The sequence below is a fragment of the Stenotrophomonas sp. UBA7606 genome (assembly GCF_002477705.1).
Classification (GTDB): domain Bacteria; phylum Pseudomonadota; class Gammaproteobacteria; order Xanthomonadales; family Xanthomonadaceae; genus Stenotrophomonas.
In genome coordinates this window covers 3,290-29,742 of sequence record NZ_DLJW01000115.1, presented here as the reverse complement: position 1 = coordinate 29,742, position 26,453 = coordinate 3,290, and the positions used below count along the sequence as shown (strand labels likewise).

Genomic DNA, 26,453 nt, shown 5'->3' with positions numbered 1-26,453 from the left:
GGTGCGGCGGCGCGCATCCGGGTCCCAACGCCCGCATGCCGGCGCAGCCGCGGACCGCGTCAGCGGCCGGTGGATGGCACGGTGGCGCGGTCGGAACCGCCGTCGGTGTTGAACAGTTGTTCGGCCGAGGCGGGCAATGGGTTGGCGTACTTGCCGGTGTTTGGTGGTGCGCCGCGCAGGTCCAGGTACTTGCGTGTGCTGATGTCACCGGCCGCGGACTGGCCGAGGATCACGGTGGGGCGCAGGAACACCATCAGGTTGCGTTTGACCCGGGTATCACGGGTGGAGCTGAACAGCCGGCCCAGGCCGGGAATGCTGCCCAGCAGCGGCACGCTGGAGCGGCCATGGGTGACGTCGTCCTGGATCAGCCCGCCAAGCACGATCACCTGGCCGTCATTGGCCAGGATGGTGCTCTTGATCGAACGCTTGTTGGTGATCACGTCGGACAGGGTGATGCCGCTGGGCGTGGCTGCCAGCGAGGAGATCTCCTGTTCGATCTCCAGCCGCAGCGTGCCGCCGTCGTTGATGTGCGGGGTCACCTTCAGGGTCACGCCGATGTCCTGGCGCTGGATGGTGGTGAAGGGGTTGCTGGTGCCGTCACCGGTGGTGGTGTACGAGCCGGTCTGGAAGGGCACGTTCTGGCCGACCAGGATCTCCGCCGGCTCGTGGTCCAGGGTCAGCAGCGTCGGCGTGGACAACAGGTTGTTCCTGGAGTTGGTGGATAGCGCCGTCACCAGCGCGCCGAAGTTGCTGTTGCCGATGCCGAGGATGGCGCCGGAGGGCAGCGAGGTCGGAGTGGTGCCGGCGGCCAGTGCGCCCAGCAGGGTGCCGATCGACAGCCCGGTATCGTTGTGGTTGATGCCACCCACGCCGTTGCTGCGCGAGCCGCCATCCAGTGCCCACTGCACGCCCAGCGCATCCTCGATGTCGCCCGATATCTCGACGATGGCCGCCTCCACCAGCACCTGCGAGCGCGGGATGTCGAGCTGGCGGACGATGTCGGTGAGGATCTGCAGCATCTCCGGCTTGGCGTGGATGACTACCGCATTGAGACTTTCGTCGGCGCGGATCAGGGTGCCGGTTGGTGCGGCCTTGGCATCGTCTTCCTGCTTGATCGAATCGCCGATGGCCCCCAGGGTCTGCGCCATCTGCTTGGCATCGCCATGCTGCAGGCGGATCACCTGGGTGGTGGTGGAGCGCGGAGCGTCCACGTCCAGCGAGCGTGCCAGCGCCAGCAGGCGCTGGCGTGCCTGCTCGGGGCCGAAAACCAGCAGGCGGTTGGTGCGGGCATCGGCCAGGACCCGCGTGCTGGCGCCATTGGCGGTACTGGCAACACTGGCCTGCAGCAGCTTCTGCAGGCTCTCGACGCTGGCGTACTGCACCTGGTAGTCGCTGTGCGCGTGCAGGCGCGGCGCGTCGAGCTGGCGCACCAGTGATTCGATGCGGGCGATATTGCCGCGGCGGTCACTGATGATCAGCGCATTGGAGGTAGGCACGGCGGCCAGATAGGCGTTGGCCGGTACCAGCGGGCGCAGGGTGGGCAGCAGGTCGGCAACGCTGCCGTTCTGCACGCTCAGCACCCGGGTCTCGATCGCATCCGGGCCACGGCTGCGGCCATCGGCAAAGACATGGGCCTCGTCGTTGGGCACCACCCGCGTCTGCCTGTCCTCTTCGATCACCGCAAAGCCGTGCACGGTCATCACCGATAGGAACAGGCGGCGTACCTCCGGCAGGCTCATCGGCTCCTGCGCGCTGACACTGACCTCACCGGTCACGCGTGGGTCGACGATCAGGGTGTCGCCGGTGATATTGGCCACCGCGCCAATGAAGTCACGGATATCCGTGTCCTTCATGTTGATGGTCCATTGCGAAGGCTCGGTGGCGGCGGCTGCGTCCTGTGCCAACAGACAAGGGACAGGCAGCGACAGCAACAGCAGCATACACAGGCGCTTGATCATGGCTGCACCGGCACGGTTGGAGCCATTACAGGAGTGCGACGGTCGAATTCGAGCCGTCCGCTGGCACCGCCGCGGCTGAACACCACATGGTCGGCACCGATACGCTCGGCGCGGGTACCGGGCAGGAACTCGTCACCGCTGACGACGGTGAGCGTGCCCATGCCGTCGATGTGCAGCAAGGCCTGCGATTGGGCCGGGTTGGCGGCAACGATGCAGCCCAGCAGGGTGACGCCGGGCAGGCGAGCCTCCGTGTTGTTGCCGGCGGCGCCAAACAGACGCTGCAGCCGTTGGGGATCTGCGGGGGGCCGTGTTGTCTCGGCGGCGCTGGCCGCCGGCAGGCGGGTCATCTGCAGGTACAACTGGCGCGCCTGCCAGCACAGCAGCGCCACGCCTGAAAGTGTGACGAGTATCGTCAGCAAGCGCGGCAGCAGGGTGGATGTATCGGTTTGCAGCATCGGTGTTGCCTGGTTCCCGTTGCGGGACCCGCACGCGCACAGGCAGAAACCACAGCCCGAAAGAGGCAGTGGCAGACCGGAAATGTCTTGTTTTCCCCTGTTTTCGCGATGTCGGATCGGCGAAGGCAGGTACTCTATCGGCGACCATCCAAATGCGCGATGCGTACACGTATGGAACTGTGACCCACTGCGGGAAAATGAAGTGCGCGTCACGCTTTTTCGCCGCGAACATGGCATTTTCCCGTGCACATTCTTGGGGGGAAGTGTGACGTCGCGCGAATTGCGCATGTCACCGCAGTGGATTGATGCACAACGAAGAGCTCCCGGTTGCGACGGCTGCCGGCCACGCCGTGTCTGCAACGGTGCGGCTGCCGCTGGCGTTCGCACGCCGACACGGGGTGCTGCTGCTGGATGACGACCCGGTACGCATCGTCTGTCGTGCGGATGCGGCGATGCGCGCATTGGCCGAGGCCCAGCGCTTTGCCGGCAAGGCAGTGCCCAGCCAGGTGATAGCCGATGCAGTGTTCGAGCAGCAGCTGCAGCAGCTTTACCAGCAGGATTCGAGCACCGCGATGAGCATGGCCGACGAGCTGGGCGACAGCCTGGACCTGGCCAGCCTGGTCGAGGGCCTGGAGCAGGTGGAAGACCTGCTGGACCAGCAGGACGACGCACCGATCATCCGCCTGATCAATGCCCTGCTTGGCGAAGCCGTCGCCGAGCAGGCATCGGATATCCACATCGAAACCTTCGAGCGTCGGCTGGTGGTGCGCTTCCGCGTGGACGGCATCCTGCGTGACGTGGTCGAGCCCCGGCGCGAGCTGGCCACCCTGCTGGTATCGCGCATCAAGGTGATGGCGCGGCTGGACATCGCCGAGAAGCGCCTGCCGCAGGATGGGCGCATATCGGTACGGGTGGGCAGCCGCGAGGTGGATATACGTGTGTCCACCTTGCCGGCCGCCAACGGCGAGCGGGTGGTGCTGCGCCTGCTGGACAAACAGTCCGGGCAGTTGTCGCTGCAGCACCTGGGCATGCGCGTGCGCGATGTGGGCGTCATGCAGTCCATGCTGTTCCGGCCGCACGGCATCGTCCTGGTCACCGGCCCCACCGGTGCCGGCAAGAGCACCACGCTTTATGCCGGGCTGCGTGCGATCAACAACCGCCAGCGCAACATCCTCACCGTCGAGGACCCGATCGAATACCACCTGGATGGAGTCGGCCAGACCCAGGTCAACCCGCGTATCGACATGACTTTCGCCCGGGGCCTGCGCGCGATCCTGCGCCAGGACCCGGATGTATTGATGGTCGGCGAGATACGCGATGGCGAAACCGCGCGTATCGCGGTGCAGGCGTCACTCACCGGCCATCTGGTGCTGTCCACCCTGCATACCAACAGCGCGGTGGGTGCGGTGGCGCGCCTGCTGGACATGGGCGTGGAGTCGTTCCTGCTGTCCTCGTCGCTGCTTGGCGTATTGGCGCAGCGGCTGGTGCGCCGGCTGTGCCCGGGTTGCAGGGTCGCCTCGCCGGCCTCCGCCGCCGAATGCGCGCAGCTGGGGATAGAAAGCGGGCAGCGGCCGCTGCTGTTCCGGCCCGTTGGCTGCCCGCAGTGCAATGGCCAGGGCTACCGCGGCCGTACCGGCATCTATGAGCTGGTGGAATTTGGCCCGGAACTGCGCGCGCTGGTACATGCCGGTGCCGGTGAGGCCGAGCTGCTGGCACAGGCGCGCCTGCAGGGGCCTTCCATGCTCGACGACGGCCGCGCAAAGGTGCTCGATGGCGTGACCACGCTGGAAGAAGTGCTGCGCGTGGGGCGCGACCCGTGAGCCGTGGAGCTGCGCGCTGATGGCGGCGTTCCAGTACCTGGCGTTGTCCGACGATGGCCGCCGCCACACCGGCGTGGTCGAGGCCGACAGTGCGCGGCTGGCGCGCCAGCAGCTGCGCGAGCGCAACCTGGCACCGGTACGGGTGGAGCCCGCAAGTACTCGCGACGGCGGTGCGGCCGTGACCTGGGGCCGGGTGGGCAGCGCCGACCTGGCCCTGCTTACCCGCCAGTTGTCCACCCTGATCCAGGCCGCGTTGCCGGTGGAAGAAGCCCTGCGGGCGGTGGCTGCGCAATCCGCCAAGGCGCAGGTGCGCACTACCTTGCTGGCGGTGCGCAGCCGCATCCTGGAAGGGCATGGGCTGGCGACTGCACTGGGCGAACATCCGCGCGTGTTTCCCGCCATCTACCGCAGCATGGTGGCGGCGGGCGAACGCGGCCACCTGGGCGTGGTGCTGGAGCAGCTGGCCGACTACACCGAGCAGCGCCAGCAGGCGCGGCAGAAGATCCAGCTGGCCTTGTTGTACCCGCTGATCCTGCTGCTGGTGGCCACGCTGATCGTCGCCTTCCTGCTCGGCTACGTGGTGCCGGACGTGATCCGGGTCTTCGTCGATTCCGGGCAGCGCCTGCCGCTGCTCACCCGCGGCCTGGTGGCGGTCAGCGGTGCGTTGTCGCAATGGGGGCCGTGGTTGCTGCCGATGGGGGCCATCGCTGCATGGCTGGGCTGGCGCCGGTTGCGACAGCCGGCGGTGCGGCTGCGCTGGGACGCGGCCCTGCTCAAGCTGCCGTTGTTCGGTTTGTTGCTGCGCGACCTGGAAGCCGCACGCTTCGCCTCCACCTTGGCCGTTCTGGTTCGCAGCGGCGTGCCATTGGTCGAAGCACTGCGCATTGCCGGCCAGGTGGTGGGCAACCAGGCGATCAAGGCGGGCCTGGCGCAGGCCGAAGTGATGGTGCGCGAGGGCAGCAGCCTGACCCGCGCGCTGGAACAGCACACACCGCTGCCGCCGATGCTGCTGCACATGGTCGCGGCCGGCGAGAAGTCCGGCACGCTGGACGCCATGCTGGCGCGCGCCGCGCGCAACCAGGAAACGGATCTGGCCGCGCGCATCGCGCTGCTGGTCGGCCTGTTCGAGCCCTTCATGCTGGTGCTGATGGGCGTGGTGGTGTTGTTGATCGTGCTGGCCATCCTGCTGCCGATCATGTCCCTCACTCAATTGGTTGGATGAGTTGCACGATGAACGCAATGGCAGGACGACAGCAGGGCTTCACCCTGATCGAGATCATGGTGGTGGTGGGGATCATCGGCATCCTCGCCGCGCTGGTGGTGCCCAAGGTGATGGGGCGGCCGGACCAGGCCAAGGTCACCGTCGCCCGCGGTGACCTCAAGGCGATCGCCTCGGCATTGGAGATGTACCGGCTGGACAATCGCCGCTACCCGGATACCCAGCAGGGGCTGGAGGCACTGGTGCAGCGCCCGCCCAGCGGTGCCGACAACTGGAACCCGGAGGGCTACCTGTCCAAGCTGCCGATCGATCCCTGGGGCAAGCCCTACCTGTACCTGGCACCGGGCAGCAGGGCGGCCTACGACCTGTGGACCTACGGTGCCGACGGTCGCGAAGGCGGCGAGGCACTGGACGCCGACCTGGACAGCCGGGACAACTGAGCGTGGCCCGCGCGCATGGCTTCACCTTGGTGGAAATACTGGTGGTGGTGGTGATCGTCGGCGTGCTGGCCGGCGCGGTCGGCCTTGCCGGTGGCGCGCGCGGTGGCGCCTACGCGCTGCGCGAGGAAGCCGAGCGGCTTGCCCGCGTGGTGCGGCTGGTGGCCGACGAAGCCGTGCTCGACAATCGCGAGTACGGCCTGGTGATCGACGCTGGCGGTTACCAGGTGCGGCGTCACGACGCGCATAGCGGCCGCTGGCAGCCGGTGCCGGACTGGCAGCCGCATCGCCTGCCCGATGGCATGCAGTTGAGCCTTGCCGTGGAAGGGAGCGAACTGGGCCTGCCGGCACAGGCCCTTGGCAGGGAGCGGCCGCCGCAGCTGCTGCTGTCCTCGGCCGCGCAATGGACGCCGTTTTCCGCGCGCCTGCACGGCCGCCGCGACGACGGCCCGGTGTACCACGTGCAAAGCGATGGCTTGAACGACCCGCAGGTGAGCGGGGTTGGTCTGCCGTGAGCCGTACACAGGGTTTCACCCTGCTGGAAGTGATGGTGGCGCTGGCGGTGTTGGCACTGGTGGCGGCCATGGTCCATGCCACCCTGCAACGCCACGTGCATAACGCCGCCTTGCTGGAAAACCGCGCCCTGGCAGGGTGGCTGGCCGACAACAGCCTGGCCGAGCTGCAACTGCAGGGCGCATCGCAGCCGGGCATCCACGAGGACATCCGTGAGCAGGGCCACCAGCGCTGGCGGGTGGTGCAGGACGTGCAGGCCACCCCCGATCCCAATCTACGTCTGGTACGTGTGCGGGTGAGCGCGCTGGAGGGCGAGGGGGGCGGTGTGGTGCTCACCGGCTTTGTCGGCGTGCGGCAATGAAGCGCAGTGCCGGCTTCACCCTGTTGGAGGTGCTGGTGGCGGTGGCGATCTTCGCCCTGGTTGGCGTTGCCAGCCATCGCCTGCTGGCCAGCACCGTGCGCGTGGATGCGCAGACCCGCGCGCAGGACGCGCAGCTGCGGCAGTTGCAGCGCGCTGTGACCAGCCTTGAAAGGGACGTGGAGCAGGCACTGGAGCGGCCGGTGCTGGACGCCACCGGCGGCAGCGAACCCGCTTTCTGGAGTGATGCCGACGGACAGGGCCTGCAATGGACCCGCGGTGGCTGGAACAATCCGCTGGGCAATACCCGGGCGCAGCTGCAGCGGGTGCGTTGGTATTACCAGGATGGCGCGCTGCGGCGACAGTACTGGCCGGTGCTGGACCGCGCCGACGACAGTCCGCCGCAGAGCCAGCTGGCGCTGCCAGACGTCACCGCAGTGCACTGGCGCTACCTCGATCGACAGGGCGTGTGGCGCACGCAATGGCAGGGCGCGGGACAGGCCTTGCCGCGTGCGCTGGAAGTACGCATCGACCATGCCCGTTTCGGTGTCGTGCGGCGCGTCCTGCTGCTGCCCGAGGGTGGCAGTTGGAACCTGCAGCCATGACGCGCCAGCGCGGTGTCGCCCTGGTCACGGTGTTGCTGGTGGTCGCCCTGGCCGCCACGGTGTGCGCGGCACTGGTGGTGCGCCAGCAACTGAGCATCCGTGGCAGCGCCAACCAGCTGCAGGCGCGCCAAGCCTGGCAGTACGCACGCGGCGGTGAACAACTGGCGCTGGGCGTGCTGCGTGCTGATCTGCATATGGGCGGCAGCGTGGATCATCGTGGCGAACCCTGGGCGCAGCGGCTGCCCGCTTATCCGGTGGAAGGCGGCGAGGTGCGCGTGGACATCGACGATCTCGCTGGCCGCTTCAATCTCAACAGCGTCGTGCATCAAGGCCAGCTGGATGCGGACGCGCTTGCACGCCTGCAGCGCCTGTTGCGGTTGCTGCAACTGGACCCGCAGCTGGCCTGGCAGCTGGTGGACTGGATCAGCCCCGGGCTGGCACCGGACAACGTGCACCGCCAGGCCGAGCGCGACTACCAGGCACGTACGCCGGCCTACCGGCCAGCGGCACGCGGGCTGCGCGATACCAGCGAGCTGCGTCTGCTGGCCGGTGTCGATGACCGTGTGTACCAGCGGCTGTTGCCGCATGTCAGTGCCTTGCCGGCCACTGCTGCGCTCAACCTCAATACCGCTGATGCCTGGGTGCTGGCCAGCCTGGCCGATGGCCTGGGCATGCAGGACGGGCAGCGACTGGTCGCGGCGCGTGGTGCGTCCGGTTTCGCCAGCGTCGACGCCTTCCTTGCGCAGCCACTGCTGCAGCAGCGGTGGGTGGCACGCAACGGCCTGGCCGTGCGCAGCAACTGGTTTGTCGCCAGCAGCGAAGCGGCGATAGGCGCGCGCCGCCTGCGCCTGCTCAGCGTGCTGCAGCGCGAAGGCGGTGATATCCGTGTGGTCAGCCGCCAGCTGGCGCCCCCTCTTGTTCCGGAGAATGTTCGATGAAGTCGCCCCCGGCACTGCCGTGCCTGTTCCTGCCCGCCTGGTGTCCCGCACAGCTGACACCGGATCTGCAGGTGGGCTGCGCCGATGGTCACGCGGGTGCCAACCCGAGCCTGGGCGAAGCGCTGCAGCAGTTCGGCAGCCGCCCGGTGGCGCTGATCCTGCCGGTGGAGCAGGTCGCATGTTGTGCGGTGGCATTGCCTGCCGGCAGCACGCACTGGCAGCGTCAGGCACTGCCTTATGCGGTGGAGCCGCTGCTGGCCGAAGAGGTGGAGGCCTTGCATCTGGTGATGGGCGCGCGCCGCGCCGATGGTCACCATCCGGTACGGGCGGTCAACCGTAGCCTGCTGCAGGGCTGGTTGCAGTACTTGCGCGGTCAAGGCCTGCGCATCGCCGCGATCCATGTTGATGCCGATCTGTTGCCCCCCGGCGCAGCGGTGCTGTGGTGGGACGCCTGCCGTTGCCTGCTGGCCGGCACGGACGAAACCCGGTTGGCGTTGGCACCTGCGCAGCTGGGGTTGGCTGGGGCACTGCCTGACAGCCCCTTGCAGGTTTTCCACGGCAGCGACGTCACGCCACACATGCCACTGGCCTGTGATTTCACATCCCAGGCGATCAATCAGCCGGTACTCGTGTGGTTGGCGGCACAGCGCGGCCAGGCGCTGGATCTCGCCCAAGGTGCGTTTGCCGCGCGGCCGCCTGTTCGCCTGCGGCATTGGCAACCGCTGGTTGCGGCGCTGGCGCTGCTGGCCTGCGCGCAGCTGGCATTCGATGGTACCCAGGCCTGGTTGTTGAACCAGCAGGCAGCAGGGTATCGCCAGGCCAACGAGGCCATCTACAGGGGCTTGTTCCCGCAGGAACGGCGCATCGTCGATCTGCGTGCACAGTTCGACCAGCATCTGCAGCAGGGCAGCGCCGCCTCGCGCCTGCAGACCTTGCTGGATGCCGTGGCAAGGGCGATACCCGGCGATGGCCAACTGCAGGTGCAGCAGCTGCAGTTCGATGCGGCCAGCGCACGTCTGCAGATCCAGTTGCAGGGCGGCGACAGCAACATGCGTCAGGCCGTGCTGCAGCACCTGCAGGCGGCCGGGCTGCAGGTGCAGGCACAGCCGTCGACCGGCGAGATGCTGCAACTCAGCGTGGGAGGTGCCCAGTGAACGGCAAGGACATGTCTGCAAACAGTCGCCGGCAGATGCTGGGGCGGCGCTGGCAGGCGCTGGCGGGCCGTGAGCGCATCGCGCTGTCGGTACTGGCCGGCTTTCTGCTGCTGCTGGGGTTCTGGTGGGGGGCGTGGCTGCCGGTGCAAGCGGCATTGCGCGCGGCGCGCGCCAACGTGGCCGAGCAGCAGGCGCTGCAGTCGCATCTGCGGGCCAATGCCGTGGCCCTGGCGGGCCGCAGCCAGGCGAAGGCAGCCGTTGATGCTGCCGCCGTGCCAGCCCTGCTTGCCCGCAGCGCGGAACGGCGCGGGCTGGTGATCGTGGCCCCGCCCACCCAGGCCGACCGGCAACTGCTGCTGACCGTGCAAGGTGCCCCGACGGAGATCATGGCGTGGCTGCAGGAGCTGCAGGCCGCCGGTGTGGCAACCGCGCAGCTGCGGCTGTCGCGCGATGCACAGGCCGGCTGGCAGGGCGAGCTGGTGCTGGCGGCTGCTGGCTGAACGGCGCGGCGGTTGCCGCTGAAACTGTCGCATCGCACAAAAAACCGTGTTATCAATGCTCCCCATGAACGCAGCCCGCGCCAGCTTTTACTTTTGGTATTACTTTCCGAAGCCGCTGGCGGAGGAAGGACTGCGCTCACCCTGAAGAAACTTTCAGACGCATTCCCGAAAAGCCGCCAGCGAACCTGGCGGCTTTTTTCATGCCGCCTCGCTGGGGCACACACCATTCACGCTTTGAACTGGAGCCCCCGCAATGCCCCCCCACACCGATGATCTTCGCATCCGCAAACTGGAACCACTGACCCCGCCGGCACAGCTGCTGGCGCTGCTGCCCTGTGACGATGAAACCTCGCAGACCGTGGCCGATGCACGCAGCGCGCTGCACCGCATCCTGCACGGCCAGGACGACCGCCTGGCGGTGGTGGTGGGGCCGTGCTCCATCCACGACCCGGTTGCAGCGATGGAATACGCCCAGCGCCTGCGCCCGCTCCGCGACGCCCTGGGCGGCGAGCTGGAAATCGTCATGCGCGTGTACTTCGAGAAGCCGCGCACCACGGTGGGCTGGAAGGGCCTGATCAACGATCCGGACCTGGACGGCAGCTTCAACATCAACAAGGGCCTGCGTGTGGCGCGCGGCCTGCTGCGTGACATCAACCGCCTCGGCCTGCCGGCCGGCGTGGAGTTCCTGGACGTGATCTCGCCGCAGTACATCGCCGACCTGGTGGCCTGGGGCGCGATTGGCGCACGTACCACCGAGAGCCAGGTGCACCGTGAGCTGGCCTCTGGCCTGTCCTGCCCGGTGGGCTTCAAGAACGGCACCACCGGCGATGTGAAGATCGCCGCCGATGCGGTGGGCGCAGCCTCGCACCCGCACCACTTTCTGTCGGTGACCAAGGAGGGCGGCACCGCCATCGTCGCCACCCAGGGCAACCCGGATTGCCATGTGATCCTGCGCGGTGGCAAGGCGCCCAACTACGACGCCGCCAGCGTGCAGGCCGCCAGCGAGGTGCTGGGCAAGTCGCAGCTGCCGGCGCGTTTGATGATCGACGCCAGCCACGCCAACAGCAGCAAGAAGCCGGAAAACCAGCCCAAGGTGATCGATGACATCGCCGTGCAGCTGGAGGCCGGTGAGCAGCGGGTGGTGGGGGTGATGATCGAGAGCCACCTGGTGGCAGGCCGTCAGGAGCTGGTCGAAGGCCAGCCGCTGGTCTACGGCCAGAGCATCACCGACGGTTGCATCGACTGGGACAGCACCGTGCAGGTGCTGGAGCGCCTGGCCGAGGCGGTGCGTGCCCGCCGCCGCGTGCAGCTGGAAGCCGCAGCCTGAGCAACGTGACAGTTGCACTGGCACAGTGAGCCCAAGGCAAGTAATTTACCCGGCGGGGGCCGTAAGAGCCCCCGCCTGCTGTGTACCAGGGGAACGCCTCACCCGGCAGGAAGCCAATCAAGATCACCGCTTAGGGAGAAGAAAGTGATGCGTATCCGTACATGTAGCGTGGCACTGATGCTGTTGCTGGTGCCGACCATGGCATTGGCCAAAAAAGAAGTTTTCGACTCGGGCAGTGGCTGCCTGCAGAACATGTCGGTGAGCGGTGGTTTCACCACCGGCAAGCAGTTCCTGGTGCACACCGACCACGAAGGCATCAGTTACGCCGATGCCTTCGCCAAGACCGTGGCGGCGATCGAGGCCGAGGGCATGGTTGGTGTTTCACCGAATGAGACCACCGGTTACATCGCCGCCGAAAACCCGGTGCGCGGTGGCGGCGGCTCCACCGTGCCGCTGCGTACCACGGTTCGCCGCCAGGATGGCGGGGTCATCCGCGTGGAGGTACGTTTCAGCATCAAGGGTGGCCAGTTGACCTCCAACAAGGCAGTGGGCGAAGGCATGTGCAAGATCGCCGACGCGGCCAGCCTGTAAGGGGAACCGGGTGTCGGGCCTGAAAGGCAGCTGGTTCCTGTACCTGCTGGAATGCCGTGATGGCAGCTACTACGCCGGTATCAGCACCGATGTGGAAGCCCGCTTCCAAGCCCATATGGCTGGCAAGGGCGCGCGTTACACGCGCGCGCACCCGCCGTTGCGCATCCTTGCCAGCCGCCCCTATGCCGACCGTTCAGCGGCCTCGCGGGCGGAGTGGCAGCTCAAACAGCTGCCCCGTATCCGCAAGCTGGCCTGGCTGGAGCGGACAGAGGATTGAGGTAGAGTCTGACTCGTAGCCGTGGTGTAGTGCGGCTTCCAACGTCCGGCAGGCCGGACTAACAGCCACGCATGCGGCTGCGCGAGCAGGGCGGCGGCGTGCCGGCATCATCCTCAAGTGGGGTATTGCGATGGCAGGTTGGTACGAGTTGGATAAGAGCAGCGATGGGCAGTACTACTTCGTGCTCAAGGCAGGCAACGCCGAGGTCATCCTGACCAGCGAGCGTTACACCACCCGCGCGGCAGCCGAAGGCGGTATCGCCTCGGCGCAGAAGAACAGTCCCGACGAGGCACGCTACGAGCGCAAGACTGCCAGTGACGGTCGTCATCATTTCAATCTGAAGGCGGCCAACCACCAGGTGATCGGCAGCAGCCAGATGTATGCCTCCCAGGCCGGCCGCGAAGCGGGCATCACCAGCGTCAAAGGCAATGGGCCCAGCACGACGGTCAAGGACAAGACCGCCTAGGAGCGGCCAGGCGGTGCAGCAACAAAAACCCCGGGCAAGCCGGGGTTTTTCATTTGTAGTGCCGAGCCATGCTCGGCAGGGGCCTTCCCGGTAAAGCCCCTGCCGAGCATGGCTCGGCACTACAGATCGGGCCTTTCTGGTAAAGCCCCTGCCGAGCATGGCTCGGCACTACAGGTGGAGCTTCAGGCCTTCAGCTTTAGCCCCTCTCCCGTGTACGGGAGAGGGGTTGGGGTGAGGGCGGCTTTTCGCTGGTAAAGCCCCTGCCGAGCATGGCTCGGCACTACAGATCGGGTCTTTCTGGTAAAGCTCCTGCCGAGCATGGCTCGGCACTACAGGTTTGGCCTCAGGCCTTCATGCTGCCGGTGTCGATGTAGCGCTGGTGCCAGGACAGGGCCTCCGGCAACAGATGTGGCGTGTGCTTGCCGTAGCTGTCGCGGCAGGCGCGCTCGAAGTAGTCGTTGAGCTGGTCGCGGTAATCCGGGTGCGCACAGTTGTCGATCACCTGGCGCGCGCGTGCACGTGGCGGCAGGCCGCGCAGATCGGCCAGGCCCTGCTCGGTGACGATGATCGAAACGTCGTGCTCGGTGTGGTCGACGTGGCTGACCATCGGCACGATCGCCGAGATCGAACCGCCCTTGGCCATCGACGGGCTCAGGAAGGTCGACAGGAAGCCGTTGCGGGTGAAGTCACCCGAACCGCCAATGCCGTTCATGATGCGGCTGCCCATCACGTGGGTGGAATTGACGTTGCCGTACAGGTCCACCTCGATCATGCCGTTCATGCCGATGCAGCCCAGGCGGCGCACCAGTTCCGGATGGTTGGAGATCTCCTGCGTGCGCATGATGATGCGCTCACGGTAGAACCTGATGTTGCGCTTGAACTCCTCGTTGGCCTCCGGGCTCAGCGCGAAGCCGGTGCACGAGGCGTAATCCAGCACGCCGGACTTGAGCAGGTCCAGCATGCCGTCCTGGATCACCTCGGTGAACGAGGTCAGGCCGCGCAGGCCGCTTTCGGCCAAGCCGGCCAGCACGGCATTGGGGATGTTGCCCACGCCCGACTGCAACGGCAGCAGGTTGGCCGGCAGGCGGCCCTTGGCCACTTCGTGCTTGAGGAACTCGATCAGGTAGCCGGCAATCTGGCGGCTGTCCTCATCGATCGGCTTGAACGGGCTGTTGCGGTCCGGGCCGTTGGTGCGCACCACCGCCACGATCTTGTCCGGGTCCACGCTCAGCGTGGTCTGGCCGATGCGGTCGTTGGCATGGATCAGCGGGATCGGCTTGCGGTGCGGCGGCAGCGCGGTGCCGTAGTAGATGTCGTGCATGCCCTCGATATCCGCGGGCTGCCACTCGTTGACCTCGATGATCACCTTCTTGGCCAGGTCCAGCCAGGTCTTGTTGTTGCCGACCGAGGTGGAGGGCACCAGCGAACCGTCTTCGCGGATCGCCGAGACTTCGATCACCGCCGTGTCGATCTCACCGTAAAAACCAAACCACACGTGCTGGGCGACATGGGAAAGGTGGATGTCGATGTAATCGAGCGTGCCTTCGTTGATGCGCTTGCGTGCATCCGGGTCGGTCTGGAACGGCATGCGCATGGCGATGGCATCGGCCTTGGCCAGCGCACCATCCAGTTCCGGTGCGGTCGACGCGCCCGTCATCAGCTTGATCTTGAACGGCTGGCCTGCGGCGTGCACGTCTTCAATGCGCTGTGCCAGCGCCAACGGCACCGCCTTGGGATAGCCGGAACCGGTGAAGCCGCTCATGGCCACGGTTTCGCCGGGTTGGATGAACGCCGCGGCTTGTTCGGCGGAAACGATACGGTCGCGCAGGCGCGGGTCCAGGATGCGTTCGACAGACATGACGACTACGGTTTCTTGTGGGGACTGCCAATTATCGCGGATCGGCGTGAACACGGGGGTTCTACCTTGGTGGGATGGTCTTTGCCGCTTCAGTGCTCTTGTACTCCCCAGTATTGTTTTGCACTGCAGCGTGCAAGTTGTTCGTTCTGCGCTCAGGATCGACCTGCATCCCGACGTGGGGGAGGGAGCAAAGCCCGCTGACAGTTCGCTGTCAGCGGGCTTTTTTAATGCCTGATCGCCGGAGATGGCGACCAACGGCGCCGGCAGATGCCATCATTCACGGATGAGCCAAACCGCCCCCGCAGTACCTGAATCTGTTCAGCCCATCAGTGATCGTGCCCTGGCCCGGCTGAAGCTGGCCGTCCCTGATCCTGCCCAATGGCCGTCTGCGCCCGGGTTCGAGGCGGCGCTGCGGCAATTGGCGATCACCAGCGACTTCGCCATCGACACCCTGTGCCGACAGCCGGAGCTGCTGCAGCGGCTGGCCCAGCCGGATCCGGCGCCGCTACCGTTGCCGGTGCTGGACCCGCTGCAGCCCACCGCCTGGCCCAGCCAGCTGCGCCGCTACCGCGCAGCGTCCTCCACCCGCTTGATCTGGCGCGACCTGCTGGGGCTGGACGACGTCGACGCCACCCTGGCGGGCGCCACCCAACTGGCCGAAGAGTGTCTGCAGCTGGGCCTGACGGCATTGGAGCAGGAGTTCGCCAGCCGCCACGGCGTGGTGCGTGGCGCCGATGGCAGCGCACAGCAGCTGGTGGTGTTCGGGCTGGGCAAGCTCGGCGGCGGCGAGCTGAACTTCTCCTCCGACATCGACCTGGTCTACGCCTTTCCGCACAACGGCGAGTCCGACGGCGCCCGCCCGCTGGCCGCCGAGGAGTATTTCGCCCGGCTTGGCCAGCGCCTGGCGCGGCTGCTGGACGAAACCACCGCCGAAGGCTTCAGCCACCGCGTCGACCTGCGCCTGCGCCCGTTCGGCACGGCCGGGCGGGTGGCGCTGTCGTTTGCCGGCATGGACCAGTATTTCCAGCGCGAAGGCCGCGACTGGGAGCGCTACGCCTGGATCAAGGCGCGCGCGGTGGCGGGCGATATCGCTGCCGGCGAGGCGTGGCTGGAGACGCTGCGGCCCTTCGTCTATCGCCGCTACCTGGATTTCACCGCACTCGATGGCCTGCGCGAGATGAAGGCGGCGATCACCGCCGAGGTTGCGCGCAAGGACCGGCTGGACGACATCAAGCGTGGCCCCGGCGGCATCCGCGAGATCGAATTCCTGGCCCAGGCACTGCAGTTGATCCGTGGCGGCCGCGAATCTGCGTTGCGCGAACGCCGCTTGTTGCCGGCACTGCGCGCGCTGGTCGACGGCGGGCAGATGGCGGCCAGCGATGGCGAGGACCTGATCCAGGCCTATCGCTTCCTGCGCCGCGTCGAGAACCGCTTGCAGATGCTGCGTGATGCACAGACCCATTGCCTGCCCAATGATCCGCTGGACCGCGCGCGCATCGCCCACGGCCTGGGTTATGTCGATTGGGAAGCCCTGCTGCTGGCCCTGAACGAGCAGCGCCAGCGCGTCGGCGTCGAGTTCGGCGCGCTGCTGGCCCCCCGCAAGGGCCAGGCCGCGCCGGACGTGTTGTCCAGCTATTGGCGTGTGCTGCCCGATGGCGGCAGTGCCGAGGTGCTGGCCGAGGCCGGGTTTGCCGATGCCAATGGCGCTGACCAATCGCTGCGCGAGTTTGCCCAGTCGCTGGGGGTGAAGTCGCTGTCCGACACCGCCCGCGCGCGCCTGGACCGGGTGCTGCCGGCGCTGTTGCACGCGGCCACCCGCTCGCCCCAGCCTGACGCCGCGCTGCGCCGCGTGCTCGGCCTGCTGGCCGCCATCCTGCGCCGCACCAGCTATCTGGCGCTGCTGGACGAGCAACCCAGCGCATTGACGCGATTGGTCAACGTGCTGGCGCGCAGCGCCCTGCTGTCCGAGCGGCTGGTGGCTTTCCCGCTGTTGCTGGATGAGTTGCTGGACACGCGCGTGGCCGGGCCCATGCCGGAAGCGCAGGAAATGCACGATGCCTGCGCCAGCGCATTGGCTATCGGCGATCCGGAAGCCGCGCTGCGCGCGCTCAATGAAGTACGCCTGGCGCTGAGCTTCCGCATGGCGCTGGCTTTCCACGATGGCCGCCAACGCGCGGTGGATTGCACCCGCCAGCTGGCGCAGCTGGCCGATGCGGTGGTGGTAACGGTATTGCAGATGGCGCTGGCCGACATGCGCCAGGCCCACGGTGAAATCCCCGCCGGGCGCTTTGCGATCATCGGCTACGGCAGCCTGGGCGGTGTCGAGCTGGGGTTCGGCTCGGACCTGGACCTGGTGTTCCTGTACGACAGCCCGGCCGGGGTGGAGGCCAGCGACGGCCCGCGCCCGCTGGACCCCGGCCGCTGGTTCGCGCGTCTGGCGCAGAAGGTGATGGCCCTGCTTGGTGCGGTGACAGCTGCCGGCCGCCTGTACGACATCGACGTGCGGCTGCGCCCGGACGGCGGCAAGGGCGCGCTGGTGTCGTCGCTGGCCAGCTACACCGAATACCAGCGCGAGCGCGCCTGGACCTGGGAGCATCAGGCGCTGGTGCGTGCCCGTGGGGTGGCCGGTGATGCCTCACTGCTGGCCGATTTCGAGCAGGTACGCAGCAGCACCCTGGGCCGCGTGCGCGACCAGGACACGTTGTTCGGTGACGTGCTGAAGATGCGCGCGCGCATGCGGGCCGAGCTGGACCGCAGTGACGCGGCGCGGCTGGACCTGAAGCAGGGCGCAGGTGGGCTGGTGGACCTGGAGTTCGTGCTGCAGACCGGCGTGTTGTCGCAGGCCCAGCATCACCCGGCACTATGCGAGCCGCGCGAGACGCCGTTCCTGATCGCCGCGCTGGCCGCCGCCGGTTGGTTGCCGGGCGATACCGCGGTGGCCCTGCACGACGCGCATGCCACGCTGCTGGACGTGGGCCTGTCCTGCACCCTGGACAGGCGCCCGCGCATCGCCACGCCCACACCTGAAATCGAGGCTGCCTGCGCGGCCATCACGGCCGCGGCAATTGCCCAAGGCCTGCCTTTTCCGTTAGCGAAAGGCCAGGAACCAGAGATCAGGGAACCCGCAACGTAGAGAGGGCGAAGTCGCAGTTCACTGGGTTCCAGCCCCTGGCTCCTGCTCTACTGGTTTCTAGTTCCTAACCTCTGGTTCCTGCCTTCAAAGGCGCCATTTTCCACAGCAGGGCGCGGAACGGAGCCAGCAGGCAGACGCCGATGGCCAGCTTCACTGCCAGGTCGCCTGCGGCCCAGCTGACCCACGGCAGCTGCGAGCCGGCAAAGGCGATGGACCAGAAGATGGCGGTATCGACGGTGGCGCTGCAGGTGGTGGCCACCATCGGTGCACGCCACCAGTTGCCGGCGCGCAGCCGGTCAAACACGGTGATGTCCAGCAGCTGCGCGACGATGAACGCCGAGCACGAGGCCACCGCGATGCGGGGCGTGGCAATCCACACCGACAGCACCACGGCTACCGCAAAACCGGCCCAGGCAACGCGGCGTGCCGCCTGCGGGCCAAAGCGGCGGTTGATCAGGTTGCTGACCAGGAACGCGACCGGGTAGCTGAAAGCGCCCCAGGTGAGCCAATCATTGATCGGGTACTGCACCAGCACGTTCGAGCCCAGCACCACGGCCCCCATCGCCAGCACTGCCAGCAGCAGCGAGGTGGGGGTGAGCGGGGCAAAGCGGATGGACGGATGCGATGACATGAACGGGCACAGGCAGCGCCGTTGGGCACTGCATCGATAGAGAAGGGGAGGGGCCGTGCCCTGGGGGCAGGTGGGTGCCTAGTGTAACGGCTGAGGCCGAGGTGGATGTCAACGAGGCAGGCGTGAAGCGTGCTTGAGAGCAAGCAGATTGAGCGCAAGCGGACTGAGCACCCAAGCGGATTGAGCACCCAAGCGAATTGAGCACCCAAGCGAATTGAGCCCCCAAGCGGATTGAGCCCCCAAGCGGATTGAGCCCCCAAGCGGATTGAGCCCCTCTCCCGTTTACGGGAGAGGGGTTGGGGTGAGGGCAGCTTCTGCTCATGAAGCTGGGTTTACTGGCGCTCCAACATCGAGAAGCCAAAAGCCCAAAGCCCAAAGCCCAAAGCCTCCCTCATCCGCCCTTCGGGCACCTTCTCCCGCACGCGGGAGAAGGGAGGTGATCAGCTTCTGCTCAAGCGCCTACATGCCCCCGCGCCCCGCATCGCACGCAGAAGCAGGGCATAAGCATCCGTTGAAAGCCCCTCTCCCTTTTACGGGCTAGAGGGGCCGCTTGCGAACCACAGGTTCACTGCTCTTCAGCGCAAGGGCAGGGGCGCGGAGCGAGGGTTGGGATGAGGGCCGCTTTTAATTTCAAAGCTCCCCGCCAGCGCTCACCGGTGCCGCTTCAATCGCCGACACAAAGGTCAGCACCGCGCCGTCCTCCGCGCGCAGCATCCAGCCCGCGCCTTGCGGGCTGGCGGTGAAGGCCACGGTCTGGCCCTGCACGAAGTTCGCCGCCGGGTTGTCCTCGCGTTGCGGCCACTGCAAACGAGCGGTGTTGGCGGCATTTGCGGGATCGACCAGCGCCACGCTGCGGCCGCCGTCAGCCTGCTGGGTGATCGTCTCGACCCGCATGTCCGGCAGCGGTCCGGTGCTGATCCGCGCGGTCTGGCGGTCGCTGCTCATGCGCCGCGCGCCGTCAGTGCTACTGGCTGCGCCACCCGCTGCCATGAATACCGATACGGACACCTGCATCGTGTTGCCGGCCGACAAGGCCTGCGCGCTGGCCGCGGTGCCATCAGGCGTGTCAGCCGCGTAGGCGGGTGCAACCAGCAGCAGGCAGGCCAGCAAGGCGCAGCGTGCCAACAAGGGGAGCGGGGCTTTCATCCGGTAGTCCTTCAGCAATCAACAGGCCGTGGCGATCACAGCGTGCGGGTACGGCTTTCATCCACCGCTTCAATGGTGGGGACGAAGGCCAACGCAGCACCGGCGGGGTTGCGCAGCATCCAGCCAGCACCCTGCGGGCTGGGCTGGAAGGCAATCTTCTCGCCGACGGTGAAACCGGCTGCCGGGTCGTCCTCGCGCTTGGGCCATTGCAGGGTGGCGTGGTTTTCCGGGTTGGCCGGATCTTCCAGGGCCACGCGGCGGCCGCCATCGGCGGCGGTGTCCACCGACTTCACTTCCAGGTCCGGTAGCGGACCGGCGCTGATGCGGCGCTTTTCTTCGCGGCGCTCGCGGGATTCCTTGGACATCTCGGCCGCACCGCGCACGCCGGCGGCGGACAGGAAGATGGGGCCGGACACCACCATCACCACGCTGGAGCCGGCCACCAACACCGAACCCTGCGAACCGTTGAGCTGGAAGCCGTCGGCCTGTGCCTGCTGCGGCGCCACGCCCAGCCCGAGGCTGGCGGCGATGGCAAAGGTCAGCGCGCTGCTTTTGATGAGGTGCTTCATGGGGCGGACTCCTGTCGTTGTACGGGGGACGGTGCGCTGCTGGTGGCGGGCACCGGGGTTTGATGGGGGATGGCCAACTCGCGCTCCAGCGCGCCACTGCGGTGCAGGAAGTCGAACACCGACTCCACCGTCACCACCGAGTAGTTGCCGGAAATACGCTCGCTGGCCGGGTGGTCGGTGACCGCCACGTTGTCGGCAAAGAAACGCGCGCCCAGCCGTTTGCCGATGCCGATGTGCATGCGGGTGGGCAGGTAACCCTTCTGTTTCAGCCAGGCCAGGGCGGTATCGCGATCGGCCAGTGCGTTTTCGCCTGCGGCCTGTGCCATGGCGGCCGCCGTCACTTCCAGGATCCACTGGTTGGAGTTCTGGTACTGGCTGCTGCCGGGGTAGGCCAGCATGCTGTAGCGCGGCTCGTGCAGTGCCCGTGCCTGTGGTGCGGCCCCGGCGAGCAGGGTCTTCAGTGCCGCGCGCACCTCGGGCGTCGGTATGCCAACCCGCAGGTCGGTGGTGATCGAGCTCTCGCCCACCAGGTTCACCAGCCCCTCGCGGTACAGGTCCGAGTTGTCGGTCTTGCAGCGGTTCAGCAGGTGCACTACGTCCCAGCTGCCGGCGTCGTTGCGCATCAGGAAGGCCAGGTGGCTGTGGCGTAGCCCGTACTTGCTCAGGTCCTGGCCGCCACGCGCGGCGATGGCCACGTCCACATCGGGCAAGGCATCGAGCGTATCGGCGGTGACGGCGGCCATGTCGAACATGGCGGCAACAGTGGTGGGCGGCGGATAACGCGGGCTGCAGGCCTGTTGCGCGAATGCCGGTGCGGTAAGCGCGGCCAGTGCCATGGCAGTGGCAAGCGGAAATACGGTACGGGGTTTCATCGGCGCGCATCCTTGCATGGCGCCTGCAAAAGATTTGTTAGGAGCAGGGGAGGGAAAGAAGGGGAGGGAAATGAAGAAAGAGGAAGGAGAGAGAAGAAGGTAAGGGAGGCGCTGCATGCTCCGCTTTCAAACCGTCATTCCCGCGCAGGCGGGGATCGCTCTTGCCTTTGATCCTGCTCTTGCTTTCTTCAGTACATGTGGGTGTGGAAGCCAAGAGCGATTCCCGCCTGCGCGGGAATGACGGCATAAGGACGAAACCTGAAGCCCTCGGCCGCTCCCTCGTCCTACAGCCCCAACCGCGCCCTGACCTCATCGGCAATCCGCACCGTCTCCCGCAGTGGCTCCACCGGTAGGGTAACGTCCGCGTCCAGTGCCTCCAGGCCCACCAGCAGCCGGCCGCGATCGCGCAGCGCCTGTTGGAAGCGGGCCATGCGGCCCTGCGCGCGCTGGCCCAGCAGTACGCCTACCGGTACCCGGGTGGCACAGGCCTCGGACAGCAGGTTCACCGAATCCGGCGTGCAGACGATGCGGTCGGCCCAGCCCAGCAGACCGCCGTAGGGGTTGGAACCGTCGCCGCCATCGCTCCAGATCACCCCGGGCACATCGTCAAAAGCCGCCAGCAGGGCCTGTGTCACCGGCTTTGGGGTGCGCCGCGAGGTGGTGGCCAGCACGCTGCCGCCATCGGCGCGGATGCGCGCGGCCAACTGCTGGAACAGGGGTTGGATGTCGGCGTCCTGCCATGGAGCGTGGTCGGTGGGCCCGCCCACCAGCAGGGCGGTGCGCGGCCCGGGCAGCTGCTCGAAGCTGGAAAACGCAGCCCGGCCCCAGGCCAGCCAGTCGTCGCTGACGGGATTGAGGCTGCCCAGCAGGGTGAGCACGTTGGCACCGCGCAGGCGGTCGTGCTCGGGCACCACCAGCAGGTCCCAATGACGCGGATTGATGCGCGGGTCCAGGATCTGCACCGTGCGCGTGCCGCGCTGGGCCAGTACCCGCAGGGCGGCGGCGGCCTGGCGGCCACAGCCGATCGCCAGCCCCGGTGCGGTGCCGGCCAGGTTCTGGAAAACCTCGCCAAAGCCCCCGGCGGCGCCCGGCAGCAAGCGCGGGGACAGCCAACGCCACGGCGCCTGCGGCTGCAGTTGCAGGCGCTGCTGGCCACCCAGGCGCAGCGCAGACGCCAGCGCCACGGCCTGCCGCACATTGCCGGCGCGGCCGTCAGTGATCGTCCAGGGGAGCGTCGATCGTTTCGCGTATGGCATTAATTCGTTTCAATAAGGCGTGGTGTTGCAACAGTCGAGGCGCTCTACACTGCGCGCTCAGATCGGCGATGCCATTGTCCCGGGCTTTCCGGCGCAATGCCATGAGACCGTAGCCCAATTCACCACGGAGTTTCCATGTCCGACATCTTCAACGATGCCGCGCTTGACCAGCTGTTCCGCACCGCGCGTACGCAGAATGCCTTCCAGGACCGCCCGGTCGAGGACAGCCAGTTGCGTGCCTTGTACGACCTGCTGAAGTGGGCGCCCACCGCCGCCAACTCCACGCCGGCCCGGTTCGTGTTCGTCAAATCCGCGGAAGCCAAGCAGAAGCTGGCCCCGGCTCTGTCCGAGGGCAACCTGGCCAAGACCCTGGCCACGCCGGTGACGGTGATTGTCGGCTTCGACCAGGATTTCCACGAAAAGCTGCCCTACCTGTTCCCGCACACCGACGCCAAGGCCTGGTTCGACGGCCCGCGCGAAGGTCGCCACGAGGCGGCATTCCGCAACGGCACCCTGCAGGGCGCCTACCTGATCCTCGCCGCGCGCGCGCTGGGCCTGGATGCAGGCCCGATGTCGGGCTTCGATGCGGCCAAGGTGGACGAAGCGTTCTTTGCCGGCACCGCGATCAAGTCCAACTTCCTGGTCAACCTGGGCTATGGCGATCCGTCGGCGGTATTCCCGCGCCTGCCGCGCCTGTCCTTCGACGAAGCGGCACGCATTGTCTGAGTGTTGTCCTGGCGGTTTCCGTCACGGCGACTGAAGCTCCGCCTGTTGAAACTGCCCTCATCCCGTTTTCCCACTTTCAGGAGAATTCCCATGTCCAATCTTTCCAAGCTGCTGCTCCCGCTGGCCCTGGCCGCTGCCATCACCGCCTGCTCCAAGCCGGCCGATACCGCTGCTCCGGCTGCCGCCCCGGCTGAAACCGCTGCTGCCCCGGCCGATGCCGCTGCTGCCGCCCCGGCCGCCAGCGAAGCCGCTGCCATCCAGGTTGCCGCGGGCACCTACAAGCTCGACCCGACCCACACCGACGTGCTGGTGCAGTGGAACCACATGGGCTTCTCCAACCCGACCGCCCACTTCGGCAATGCCGATGGCACTCTGGTTTACGACGCTGCCGACGTCAGCAAGTCGAGCGTGGAAGTGACCCTGCCGCTGTCGGGCCTGAACAGCTTCACCGCCAAGTTCGACGAACACCTGCGCAGCGCTGATTTCTTCGACGCCGCCAAGTTCCCGACTGCCACCTTCAAGAGCACCAAGGTGGAAGCGGCCGGCACCAACAAGCTGACCGTGACCGGTGACCTGACCGTCAAGGGCCAGACCAAGCCGGTGGTGCTGGATGTCACTGTCAATGGTGCCGGTGAGCACCCGATGATGAAGGTGCCGTCGGTGGGCTTTGATGCCACCACCACCATCAAGCGCAGCGACTTCGGCGTGGGCGCCTATGCCCCGGCGGTGAGCGATGACGTCAAGATCCGCATCACCACCGAAGCGTCGATTCCGAAGGCCGAGTAATCGCGTCCGGGTTGTTCGAGGTTTCAGCTAAAAAGCAAAGGCCCGCCATTGGCGGGCCTTTGCTTTTGTGTGTGTGGTGTTTGGGAGGGGGCGTGGCTAAAGCTAAAGCCAAGGCCAAAGCTAAAGCTAAAGCTAAAGCCAAGGCCAAAGCCAAAGCTTGCCCTCACCCCTACCCCTCTCCCGCTTGCGGGAGAGGGGAAAGCAAAGCAAAGCAGAGCGGGGCAAAGCAGAGCGGGGCAAGGCAGAGCGGGGCAAGGCAGAGCAAAGCAAAGCAAAGCGATGCCGGCTTTTCAGGAACGAAGCCAACGCTGCATCAGTTCCGCATAATCGCGCCGATCAAGTCCCCTCTCCCGCTGGCGGGAGAGGGGTAGGGGTGAGGGCAAGCTTCTGCACTTCAGGCTTCAAAGCGCTCCACCCAAAACACCCCACAAAACTCATTCGCAGCGAACCGCCGTAATCACGTTGTCCGCATCCATGTACACGCGCAGGCGATCCTGGCGGATATCGCGCGACACAATCGTGGTCGGCGTGATCGGATTGACCAGGCCGGCGCCGCTTTCCTTCGCCAAGCGGCGCATATTGGCCTCATCGCCGGGCTGGCCCACCGCCCATTGCAGGCTGGCATCACTGCAGCGGCCGTCGCCGGCCACGGTTGGGCCCGGTGCGGTCAGGCAACCGCCCAGCGTAAGCGCCAACAACATGCAGGCGGGCAGGCGCAGCGTGCGCAGGCGGGGGGGGAAGGCAGGCATGGTGATCATCTGATGTGTGCGACCGGGTGTGGTTGCGGCCAGCATAGCAGCGCCCCCGCTGTACGCCCGCCCCTTGCCGGGATTGCCAACTGCGTCTTAGACGGAAAATGAATGGCTGCTAAGATCCTGCGGATTGCATTACTGAACCGGTCCAGCCACGGAGGCAACACCCATGAAGTCAGTCAAGCGATCCCTCCTCGCCGCCTGCGCCACCGCCTGCATCGGCATGCTCGGCGTACAACACGATGCCGATGCCTGCACCCGCTTCGTCTACCACGGTGCCGGCGATGAAATCTTCACTGGCCGCTCGATGGACTACAAGGTCGACACCGGCACCCACCTGTGGATGTTCCCGCGTGGCATGCAGCGCACCGGCGAAACCGGTGCCGACACGCTCAAGTGGACCTCGCGCTATGGCAGCGTCATCGCCAGTGCCTACGACATCGCCACCACCGACGGCATGAACGAGGCCGGCCTGGTCGCCAACCTGCTGTGGCTGGCCGAGTCCGAGTACCCCGAGCGCAACAGCGGCAAGCCGGGCCTGGCCATCTCGGTGTGGACCCAGTACATGCTGGACAACTTCGCCACCGTGGACGAAGCGGTCAAGGCGCTGGCCGACGAGCCCTTTACCCTGGTCAGCGACGCGGCACCGGGCGAGCAGCGCCTGGCCACATTGCACCTGTCCTTGTCCGATGCCAGTGGCGACAGCGCGATCATCGAGTACATCAAGGGCAAGCAGGTCATCCACCACAGCCGCGACTACAAGGTGATGACCAACTCGCCGATCTTCGAGGAGCAGCTGGCGCTGGAAAGCTACTGGCGGCAGATTGGCGGCACGGTGATGCTGCCGGGCACCAACCGCGCCTCCGACCGCTTCGCGCGCGCTGCGTTCTACATCGACGCCATCCCCAAATCGACCGATCCGGTGGAGTCCACCGCCAGCGTGTTCGGCGTGATCCGCAACGTATCGGTGCCTTATGGCATCACCACCCCGGGCGAGCCCAATATCTCCTCCACCCGCTGGCGCACGGTGTCCGACCAGTCGCGCAAGCGCTACTACTTCGAGTCGGCGCTGAGCACCAACGTGTTCTGGGTGGACTTGAAGAAGATCGACTTCGGCGCCAACAGCGGCAAGGTCAAGCGCTTGGACCTGGGTGAGCAGGCGCGCAACATCTATGCCGGCGAGGCCAACGCCCAGTTCAAGGAAACCAAGCCGTTCCGTTTCCTCGGCGTCTGAGCACCACCCGCGTATACCGAACGCATGCCCGGCAAGCGGGCATGCGTTACCCGGAGTTCCAATGAACAAGCAATTCAAATTCAAGCGCCTGCCGGCGTTGCTGGCAGCGCTTTTGCTGGCGCCGCCGCTGGCCCAGGCCGAGAGTGCCAGTGATGACAGCTGGCGCTTCCAGGCCACGCCCTATGTGTGGATGAGCGGCATGGAAGGCCAGGTAAGGCCGTTCCGCAGTGCGCCGACGGCGGACGTGGACAAATCCTTCTCCGAGCTGATGGACAGCCTGGACGCGGCAGCCTTCATCACCGGCACCGCGCGTCGGGGTGATTTCGTGCTGCAGGCGGATTTCACCCATGCATCCACCTCCGATTCCACCCCGCTGCCGATCGGCCTGGCGGCCAAGGTGAAGGTGCGGCAGACCTCGGCCACGTTGACTGCTGGCTATGCGTGGATGGCAGAGGAGCGCACCGGCATCGATCTGCTGGCGGGTATCCGTTACTGGGATATCAGTGCGGCGGTGGAGGTGCCAGGGCTGGTATCGGCGCGTTCGGATTCCAGTTTCGTCGACCCGATTGCCGGCGTGCGCTGGCGTCAGGCCTTGAGCCCGCGTTGGAGCAGCATTGCCTATGTGGACGTAGGCGGCTTTGGCGTGGGCTCGGACAGCACCTGGCAATTGTTGGCGCTGGCCAATTACCAGGCAACGGACAAGCTGTTCGTGTCGATGGGCTACCGCCATCAGCACCTGGATTACCGCGACAAGGGCAAACGACTGGATGTGTCGTTGTCGGGCCCGATGTTGGGTGTGACCTACCGCTTCGGCGCAGGGCTGCAGCTTTAATCCCCTCCCTTTCGCGCAGTGAAGGGGAGGGTTGGGGAGG

The 26,453-nt window shown here is 66.7% G+C and carries 27 protein-coding genes; 18 read left to right on the top strand and 9 right to left on the bottom strand.

What is annotated here, in order from left to right; genetic code table 11:
* Positions 1-59 precede the first annotated feature (59 nt).
* Both gspD and B2527_RS15330 read right to left on the bottom strand, forming a co-directional pair.
* Positions 60-1,958 carry a type II secretion system secretin GspD gene (gspD, locus tag B2527_RS15335; RefSeq protein WP_293715478.1) on the bottom strand — a complete coding sequence of 633 codons (1,899 nt, stop codon included), beginning with the start codon at positions 1,956-1,958 and terminating at the stop codon, positions 60-62.
* Positions 1,955-2,413, bottom strand: coding sequence for a hypothetical protein (locus B2527_RS15330; RefSeq protein ID WP_293715475.1), 459 nt, complete (start codon positions 2,411-2,413; stop codon positions 1,955-1,957). Before B2527_RS15330 ends, gspD begins: the two co-directional genes overlap by 4 nt.
* Before the next feature lie 305 nt (positions 2,414-2,718).
* Here B2527_RS15330 and gspE point away from each other — a divergent pair, with 305 nt between their 5' ends.
* The 13 genes from gspE (at position 2,719) to B2527_RS15265 (ending at position 12,618) form a co-directional block, all read left to right on the top strand.
* On the top strand, positions 2,719-4,233 hold the full coding sequence (gene gspE / locus B2527_RS15325; RefSeq protein ID WP_293715472.1) for a type II secretion system ATPase GspE: 1,515 nt from the start codon (positions 2,719-2,721) through the stop codon (positions 4,231-4,233).
* A 19-nt stretch (positions 4,234-4,252) separates the two neighbouring features.
* Entirely contained in the window at positions 4,253-5,455 is a 1,203-nt protein-coding gene (gspF, locus tag B2527_RS15320; RefSeq protein ID WP_293715469.1) for a type II secretion system inner membrane protein GspF, read from the top strand.
* Positions 5,452-5,892, top strand: coding sequence for a type II secretion system major pseudopilin GspG (gspG, locus tag B2527_RS15315; protein ID WP_414717109.1), 441 nt, complete (start codon positions 5,452-5,454; stop codon positions 5,890-5,892). Before gspF ends, gspG begins: the two co-directional genes overlap by 4 nt.
* 2 nt (positions 5,893-5,894) lie before the next feature.
* Positions 5,895-6,404 (top strand): type II secretion system minor pseudopilin GspH, encoded by a 510-nt coding sequence (gene gspH / locus B2527_RS15310; RefSeq protein ID WP_293715463.1) that lies wholly within the window; start codon positions 5,895-5,897, stop codon positions 6,402-6,404.
* On the top strand, positions 6,401-6,763 hold the full coding sequence (gene gspI / locus B2527_RS15305) for a type II secretion system minor pseudopilin GspI (protein ID WP_293715460.1): 363 nt from the start codon (positions 6,401-6,403) through the stop codon (positions 6,761-6,763). The genes gspH and gspI overlap by 4 nt, the downstream gene beginning before the upstream one ends.
* A complete protein-coding gene (gene gspJ / locus B2527_RS15300; protein ID WP_293715458.1) occupies positions 6,760-7,365 on the top strand; it encodes a type II secretion system minor pseudopilin GspJ in 606 nt (201 codons plus the stop codon). Before gspI ends, gspJ begins: the two co-directional genes overlap by 4 nt.
* Positions 7,362-8,303: a type II secretion system minor pseudopilin GspK gene (gspK, locus tag B2527_RS15295; RefSeq protein ID WP_293715455.1), complete on the top strand. Its 942-nt coding sequence runs from the start codon at positions 7,362-7,364 to the stop codon at positions 8,301-8,303. Before gspJ ends, gspK begins: the two co-directional genes overlap by 4 nt.
* Positions 8,300-9,457 carry a type II secretion system protein GspL gene (gene gspL / locus B2527_RS15290; RefSeq protein ID WP_293715452.1) on the top strand — a complete coding sequence of 386 codons (1,158 nt, stop codon included), beginning with the start codon at positions 8,300-8,302 and terminating at the stop codon, positions 9,455-9,457. The genes gspK and gspL overlap by 4 nt, the downstream gene beginning before the upstream one ends.
* Positions 9,458-9,468: 11 nt before the next feature.
* Positions 9,469-9,957: a type II secretion system protein GspM gene (gspM, locus tag B2527_RS15285; protein ID WP_293715449.1), complete on the top strand. Its 489-nt coding sequence runs from the start codon at positions 9,469-9,471 to the stop codon at positions 9,955-9,957.
* A 253-nt stretch (positions 9,958-10,210) separates the two neighbouring features.
* Positions 10,211-11,284: a 3-deoxy-7-phosphoheptulonate synthase gene (locus B2527_RS15280; RefSeq protein ID WP_293715446.1), complete on the top strand. Its 1,074-nt coding sequence runs from the start codon at positions 10,211-10,213 to the stop codon at positions 11,282-11,284.
* Between the two features lie 147 nt (positions 11,285-11,431).
* Entirely contained in the window at positions 11,432-11,875 is a 444-nt protein-coding gene (locus B2527_RS15275; RefSeq protein WP_293715443.1) for a hypothetical protein, read from the top strand.
* Positions 11,876-11,885: 10 nt separating this feature from the next.
* Positions 11,886-12,152 (top strand): GIY-YIG nuclease family protein, encoded by a 267-nt coding sequence (locus B2527_RS15270; RefSeq protein WP_293715440.1) that lies wholly within the window; start codon positions 11,886-11,888, stop codon positions 12,150-12,152.
* A 130-nt stretch (positions 12,153-12,282) separates the two neighbouring features.
* The gene (locus tag B2527_RS15265) at positions 12,283-12,618 is read left to right on the top strand and encodes a YegP family protein (protein ID WP_293715437.1); all 336 of its coding nucleotides are present in this window, start codon (positions 12,283-12,285) and stop codon (positions 12,616-12,618) included.
* Positions 12,619-12,961: 343 nt separating this feature from the next.
* On the opposite strand, the gene B2527_RS15260 is transcribed toward B2527_RS15265, so the two are convergent.
* Positions 12,962-14,476 (bottom strand): acetyl-CoA hydrolase/transferase family protein, encoded by a 1,515-nt coding sequence (locus B2527_RS15260; RefSeq protein ID WP_293715434.1) that lies wholly within the window; start codon positions 14,474-14,476, stop codon positions 12,962-12,964.
* Between the two features lie 283 nt (positions 14,477-14,759).
* Here B2527_RS15260 and glnE point away from each other — a divergent pair, with 283 nt between their 5' ends.
* Complete coding sequence (glnE, locus tag B2527_RS15255) at positions 14,760-17,609, top strand: bifunctional [glutamate--ammonia ligase]-adenylyl-L-tyrosine phosphorylase/[glutamate--ammonia-ligase] adenylyltransferase (RefSeq protein ID WP_293715431.1); 2,850 nt, start codon at positions 14,760-14,762, stop codon at positions 17,607-17,609.
* A 64-nt stretch (positions 17,610-17,673) separates the two neighbouring features.
* Here the strand turns inward: glnE and B2527_RS15250 are convergent, their stop codons facing one another.
* The 5 genes from B2527_RS15250 to B2527_RS15230 all read right to left on the bottom strand — a co-directional run bounded on the left by B2527_RS15250 (position 17,674) and on the right by B2527_RS15230 (position 22,083).
* Positions 17,674-18,240, bottom strand: coding sequence for a queuosine precursor transporter (locus tag B2527_RS15250; RefSeq protein ID WP_293715429.1), 567 nt, complete (start codon positions 18,238-18,240; stop codon positions 17,674-17,676).
* 630 nt (positions 18,241-18,870) lie between these two features.
* On the bottom strand, positions 18,871-19,386 hold the full coding sequence (locus tag B2527_RS15245) for a hypothetical protein (protein ID WP_293715427.1): 516 nt from the start codon (positions 19,384-19,386) through the stop codon (positions 18,871-18,873).
* A gap of 35 nt (positions 19,387-19,421) precedes the next feature.
* Positions 19,422-19,955, bottom strand: a complete 534-nt coding sequence (locus tag B2527_RS15240; protein ID WP_293715424.1) for a hypothetical protein — start codon at positions 19,953-19,955, stop codon at positions 19,422-19,424.
* Positions 19,952-20,827: a DUF2145 domain-containing protein gene (locus tag B2527_RS15235; RefSeq protein ID WP_293715421.1), complete on the bottom strand. Its 876-nt coding sequence runs from the start codon at positions 20,825-20,827 to the stop codon at positions 19,952-19,954. Before B2527_RS15235 ends, B2527_RS15240 begins: the two co-directional genes overlap by 4 nt.
* A 284-nt stretch (positions 20,828-21,111) precedes the next feature.
* Positions 21,112-22,083 (bottom strand): mitochondrial fission ELM1 family protein, encoded by a 972-nt coding sequence (locus B2527_RS15230; RefSeq protein ID WP_293715419.1) that lies wholly within the window; start codon positions 22,081-22,083, stop codon positions 21,112-21,114.
* A gap of 135 nt (positions 22,084-22,218) precedes the next feature.
* Between B2527_RS15230 and B2527_RS15225 the strand changes: the two genes are divergently transcribed.
* Positions 22,219-22,809, top strand: coding sequence for a malonic semialdehyde reductase (locus B2527_RS15225; protein ID WP_293715416.1), 591 nt, complete (start codon positions 22,219-22,221; stop codon positions 22,807-22,809).
* 90 nt (positions 22,810-22,899) lie between these two features.
* Positions 22,900-23,595 (top strand): YceI family protein, encoded by a 696-nt coding sequence (locus B2527_RS15220; RefSeq protein ID WP_293715413.1) that lies wholly within the window; start codon positions 22,900-22,902, stop codon positions 23,593-23,595.
* Between the two features lie 434 nt (positions 23,596-24,029).
* Here B2527_RS15220 and B2527_RS15215 read toward each other — a convergent pair whose 3' ends face one another.
* Positions 24,030-24,344, bottom strand: a complete 315-nt coding sequence (locus tag B2527_RS15215; protein ID WP_293715411.1) for a hypothetical protein — start codon at positions 24,342-24,344, stop codon at positions 24,030-24,032.
* Positions 24,345-24,570: 226 nt separating this feature from the next.
* Here B2527_RS15215 and B2527_RS15210 point away from each other — a divergent pair, with 226 nt between their 5' ends.
* Together B2527_RS15210 and B2527_RS15205 are read left to right on the top strand one after the other, a co-directional pair.
* Entirely contained in the window at positions 24,571-25,581 is a 1,011-nt protein-coding gene (locus tag B2527_RS15210; RefSeq protein WP_312369722.1) for a linear amide C-N hydrolase, read from the top strand.
* Between the two features lie 61 nt (positions 25,582-25,642).
* Entirely contained in the window at positions 25,643-26,413 is a 771-nt protein-coding gene (locus tag B2527_RS15205; protein WP_293715407.1) for a hypothetical protein, read from the top strand.
* Positions 26,414-26,453: the final 40 nt, after the last annotated feature.

Coding starts and splice junctions, on each gene's coding strand:
- B2527_RS15235 (WP_293715421.1), bottom strand. CDS start 20,827: ATGAAACCCCGTACCGTATTTCCGCTTGCCACTGCCATGGCACTGGCC.
- B2527_RS15250 (WP_293715429.1), bottom strand. CDS start 18,240: ATGTCATCGCATCCGTCCATCCGCTTTGCCCCGCTCACCCCCACCTCG.
- gspF (WP_293715469.1), top strand. CDS start 4,253: ATGGCGGCGTTCCAGTACCTGGCGTTGTCCGACGATGGCCGCCGCCAC.
- glnE (WP_293715431.1), top strand. CDS start 14,760: ATGAGCCAAACCGCCCCCGCAGTACCTGAATCTGTTCAGCCCATCAGT.
- B2527_RS15275 (WP_293715443.1), top strand. CDS start 11,432: ATGCGTATCCGTACATGTAGCGTGGCACTGATGCTGTTGCTGGTGCCG.
- B2527_RS15220 (WP_293715413.1), top strand. CDS start 22,900: ATGTCCAATCTTTCCAAGCTGCTGCTCCCGCTGGCCCTGGCCGCTGCC.
- B2527_RS15280 (WP_293715446.1), top strand. CDS start 10,211: ATGCCCCCCCACACCGATGATCTTCGCATCCGCAAACTGGAACCACTG.
- B2527_RS15205 (WP_293715407.1), top strand. CDS start 25,643: ATGAACAAGCAATTCAAATTCAAGCGCCTGCCGGCGTTGCTGGCAGCG.
- gspM (WP_293715449.1), top strand. CDS start 9,469: ATGTCTGCAAACAGTCGCCGGCAGATGCTGGGGCGGCGCTGGCAGGCG.
- gspK (WP_293715455.1), top strand. CDS start 7,362: ATGACGCGCCAGCGCGGTGTCGCCCTGGTCACGGTGTTGCTGGTGGTC.
- B2527_RS15225 (WP_293715416.1), top strand. CDS start 22,219: ATGTCCGACATCTTCAACGATGCCGCGCTTGACCAGCTGTTCCGCACC.
- gspL (WP_293715452.1), top strand. CDS start 8,300: ATGAAGTCGCCCCCGGCACTGCCGTGCCTGTTCCTGCCCGCCTGGTGT.
- B2527_RS15265 (WP_293715437.1), top strand. CDS start 12,283: ATGGCAGGTTGGTACGAGTTGGATAAGAGCAGCGATGGGCAGTACTAC.
- B2527_RS15240 (WP_293715424.1), bottom strand. CDS start 19,955: ATGAAGCACCTCATCAAAAGCAGCGCGCTGACCTTTGCCATCGCCGCC.
- gspG (WP_414717109.1), top strand. CDS start 5,452: ATGAGTTGCACGATGAACGCAATGGCAGGACGACAGCAGGGCTTCACC.
- B2527_RS15215 (WP_293715411.1), bottom strand. CDS start 24,344: ATGCCTGCCTTCCCCCCCCGCCTGCGCACGCTGCGCCTGCCCGCCTGC.
- B2527_RS15330 (WP_293715475.1), bottom strand. CDS start 2,413: ATGCTGCAAACCGATACATCCACCCTGCTGCCGCGCTTGCTGACGATA.
- gspD (WP_293715478.1), bottom strand. CDS start 1,958: ATGATCAAGCGCCTGTGTATGCTGCTGTTGCTGTCGCTGCCTGTCCCT.
- B2527_RS15245 (WP_293715427.1), bottom strand. CDS start 19,386: ATGAAAGCCCCGCTCCCCTTGTTGGCACGCTGCGCCTTGCTGGCCTGC.
- gspJ (WP_293715458.1), top strand. CDS start 6,760: ATGAAGCGCAGTGCCGGCTTCACCCTGTTGGAGGTGCTGGTGGCGGTG.
- B2527_RS15210 (WP_312369722.1), top strand. CDS start 24,571: ATGCTCGGCGTACAACACGATGCCGATGCCTGCACCCGCTTCGTCTAC.
- gspE (WP_293715472.1), top strand. CDS start 2,719: ATGCACAACGAAGAGCTCCCGGTTGCGACGGCTGCCGGCCACGCCGTG.
- B2527_RS15260 (WP_293715434.1), bottom strand. CDS start 14,476: ATGTCTGTCGAACGCATCCTGGACCCGCGCCTGCGCGACCGTATCGTT.
- B2527_RS15230 (WP_293715419.1), bottom strand. CDS start 22,083: ATGCCATACGCGAAACGATCGACGCTCCCCTGGACGATCACTGACGGC.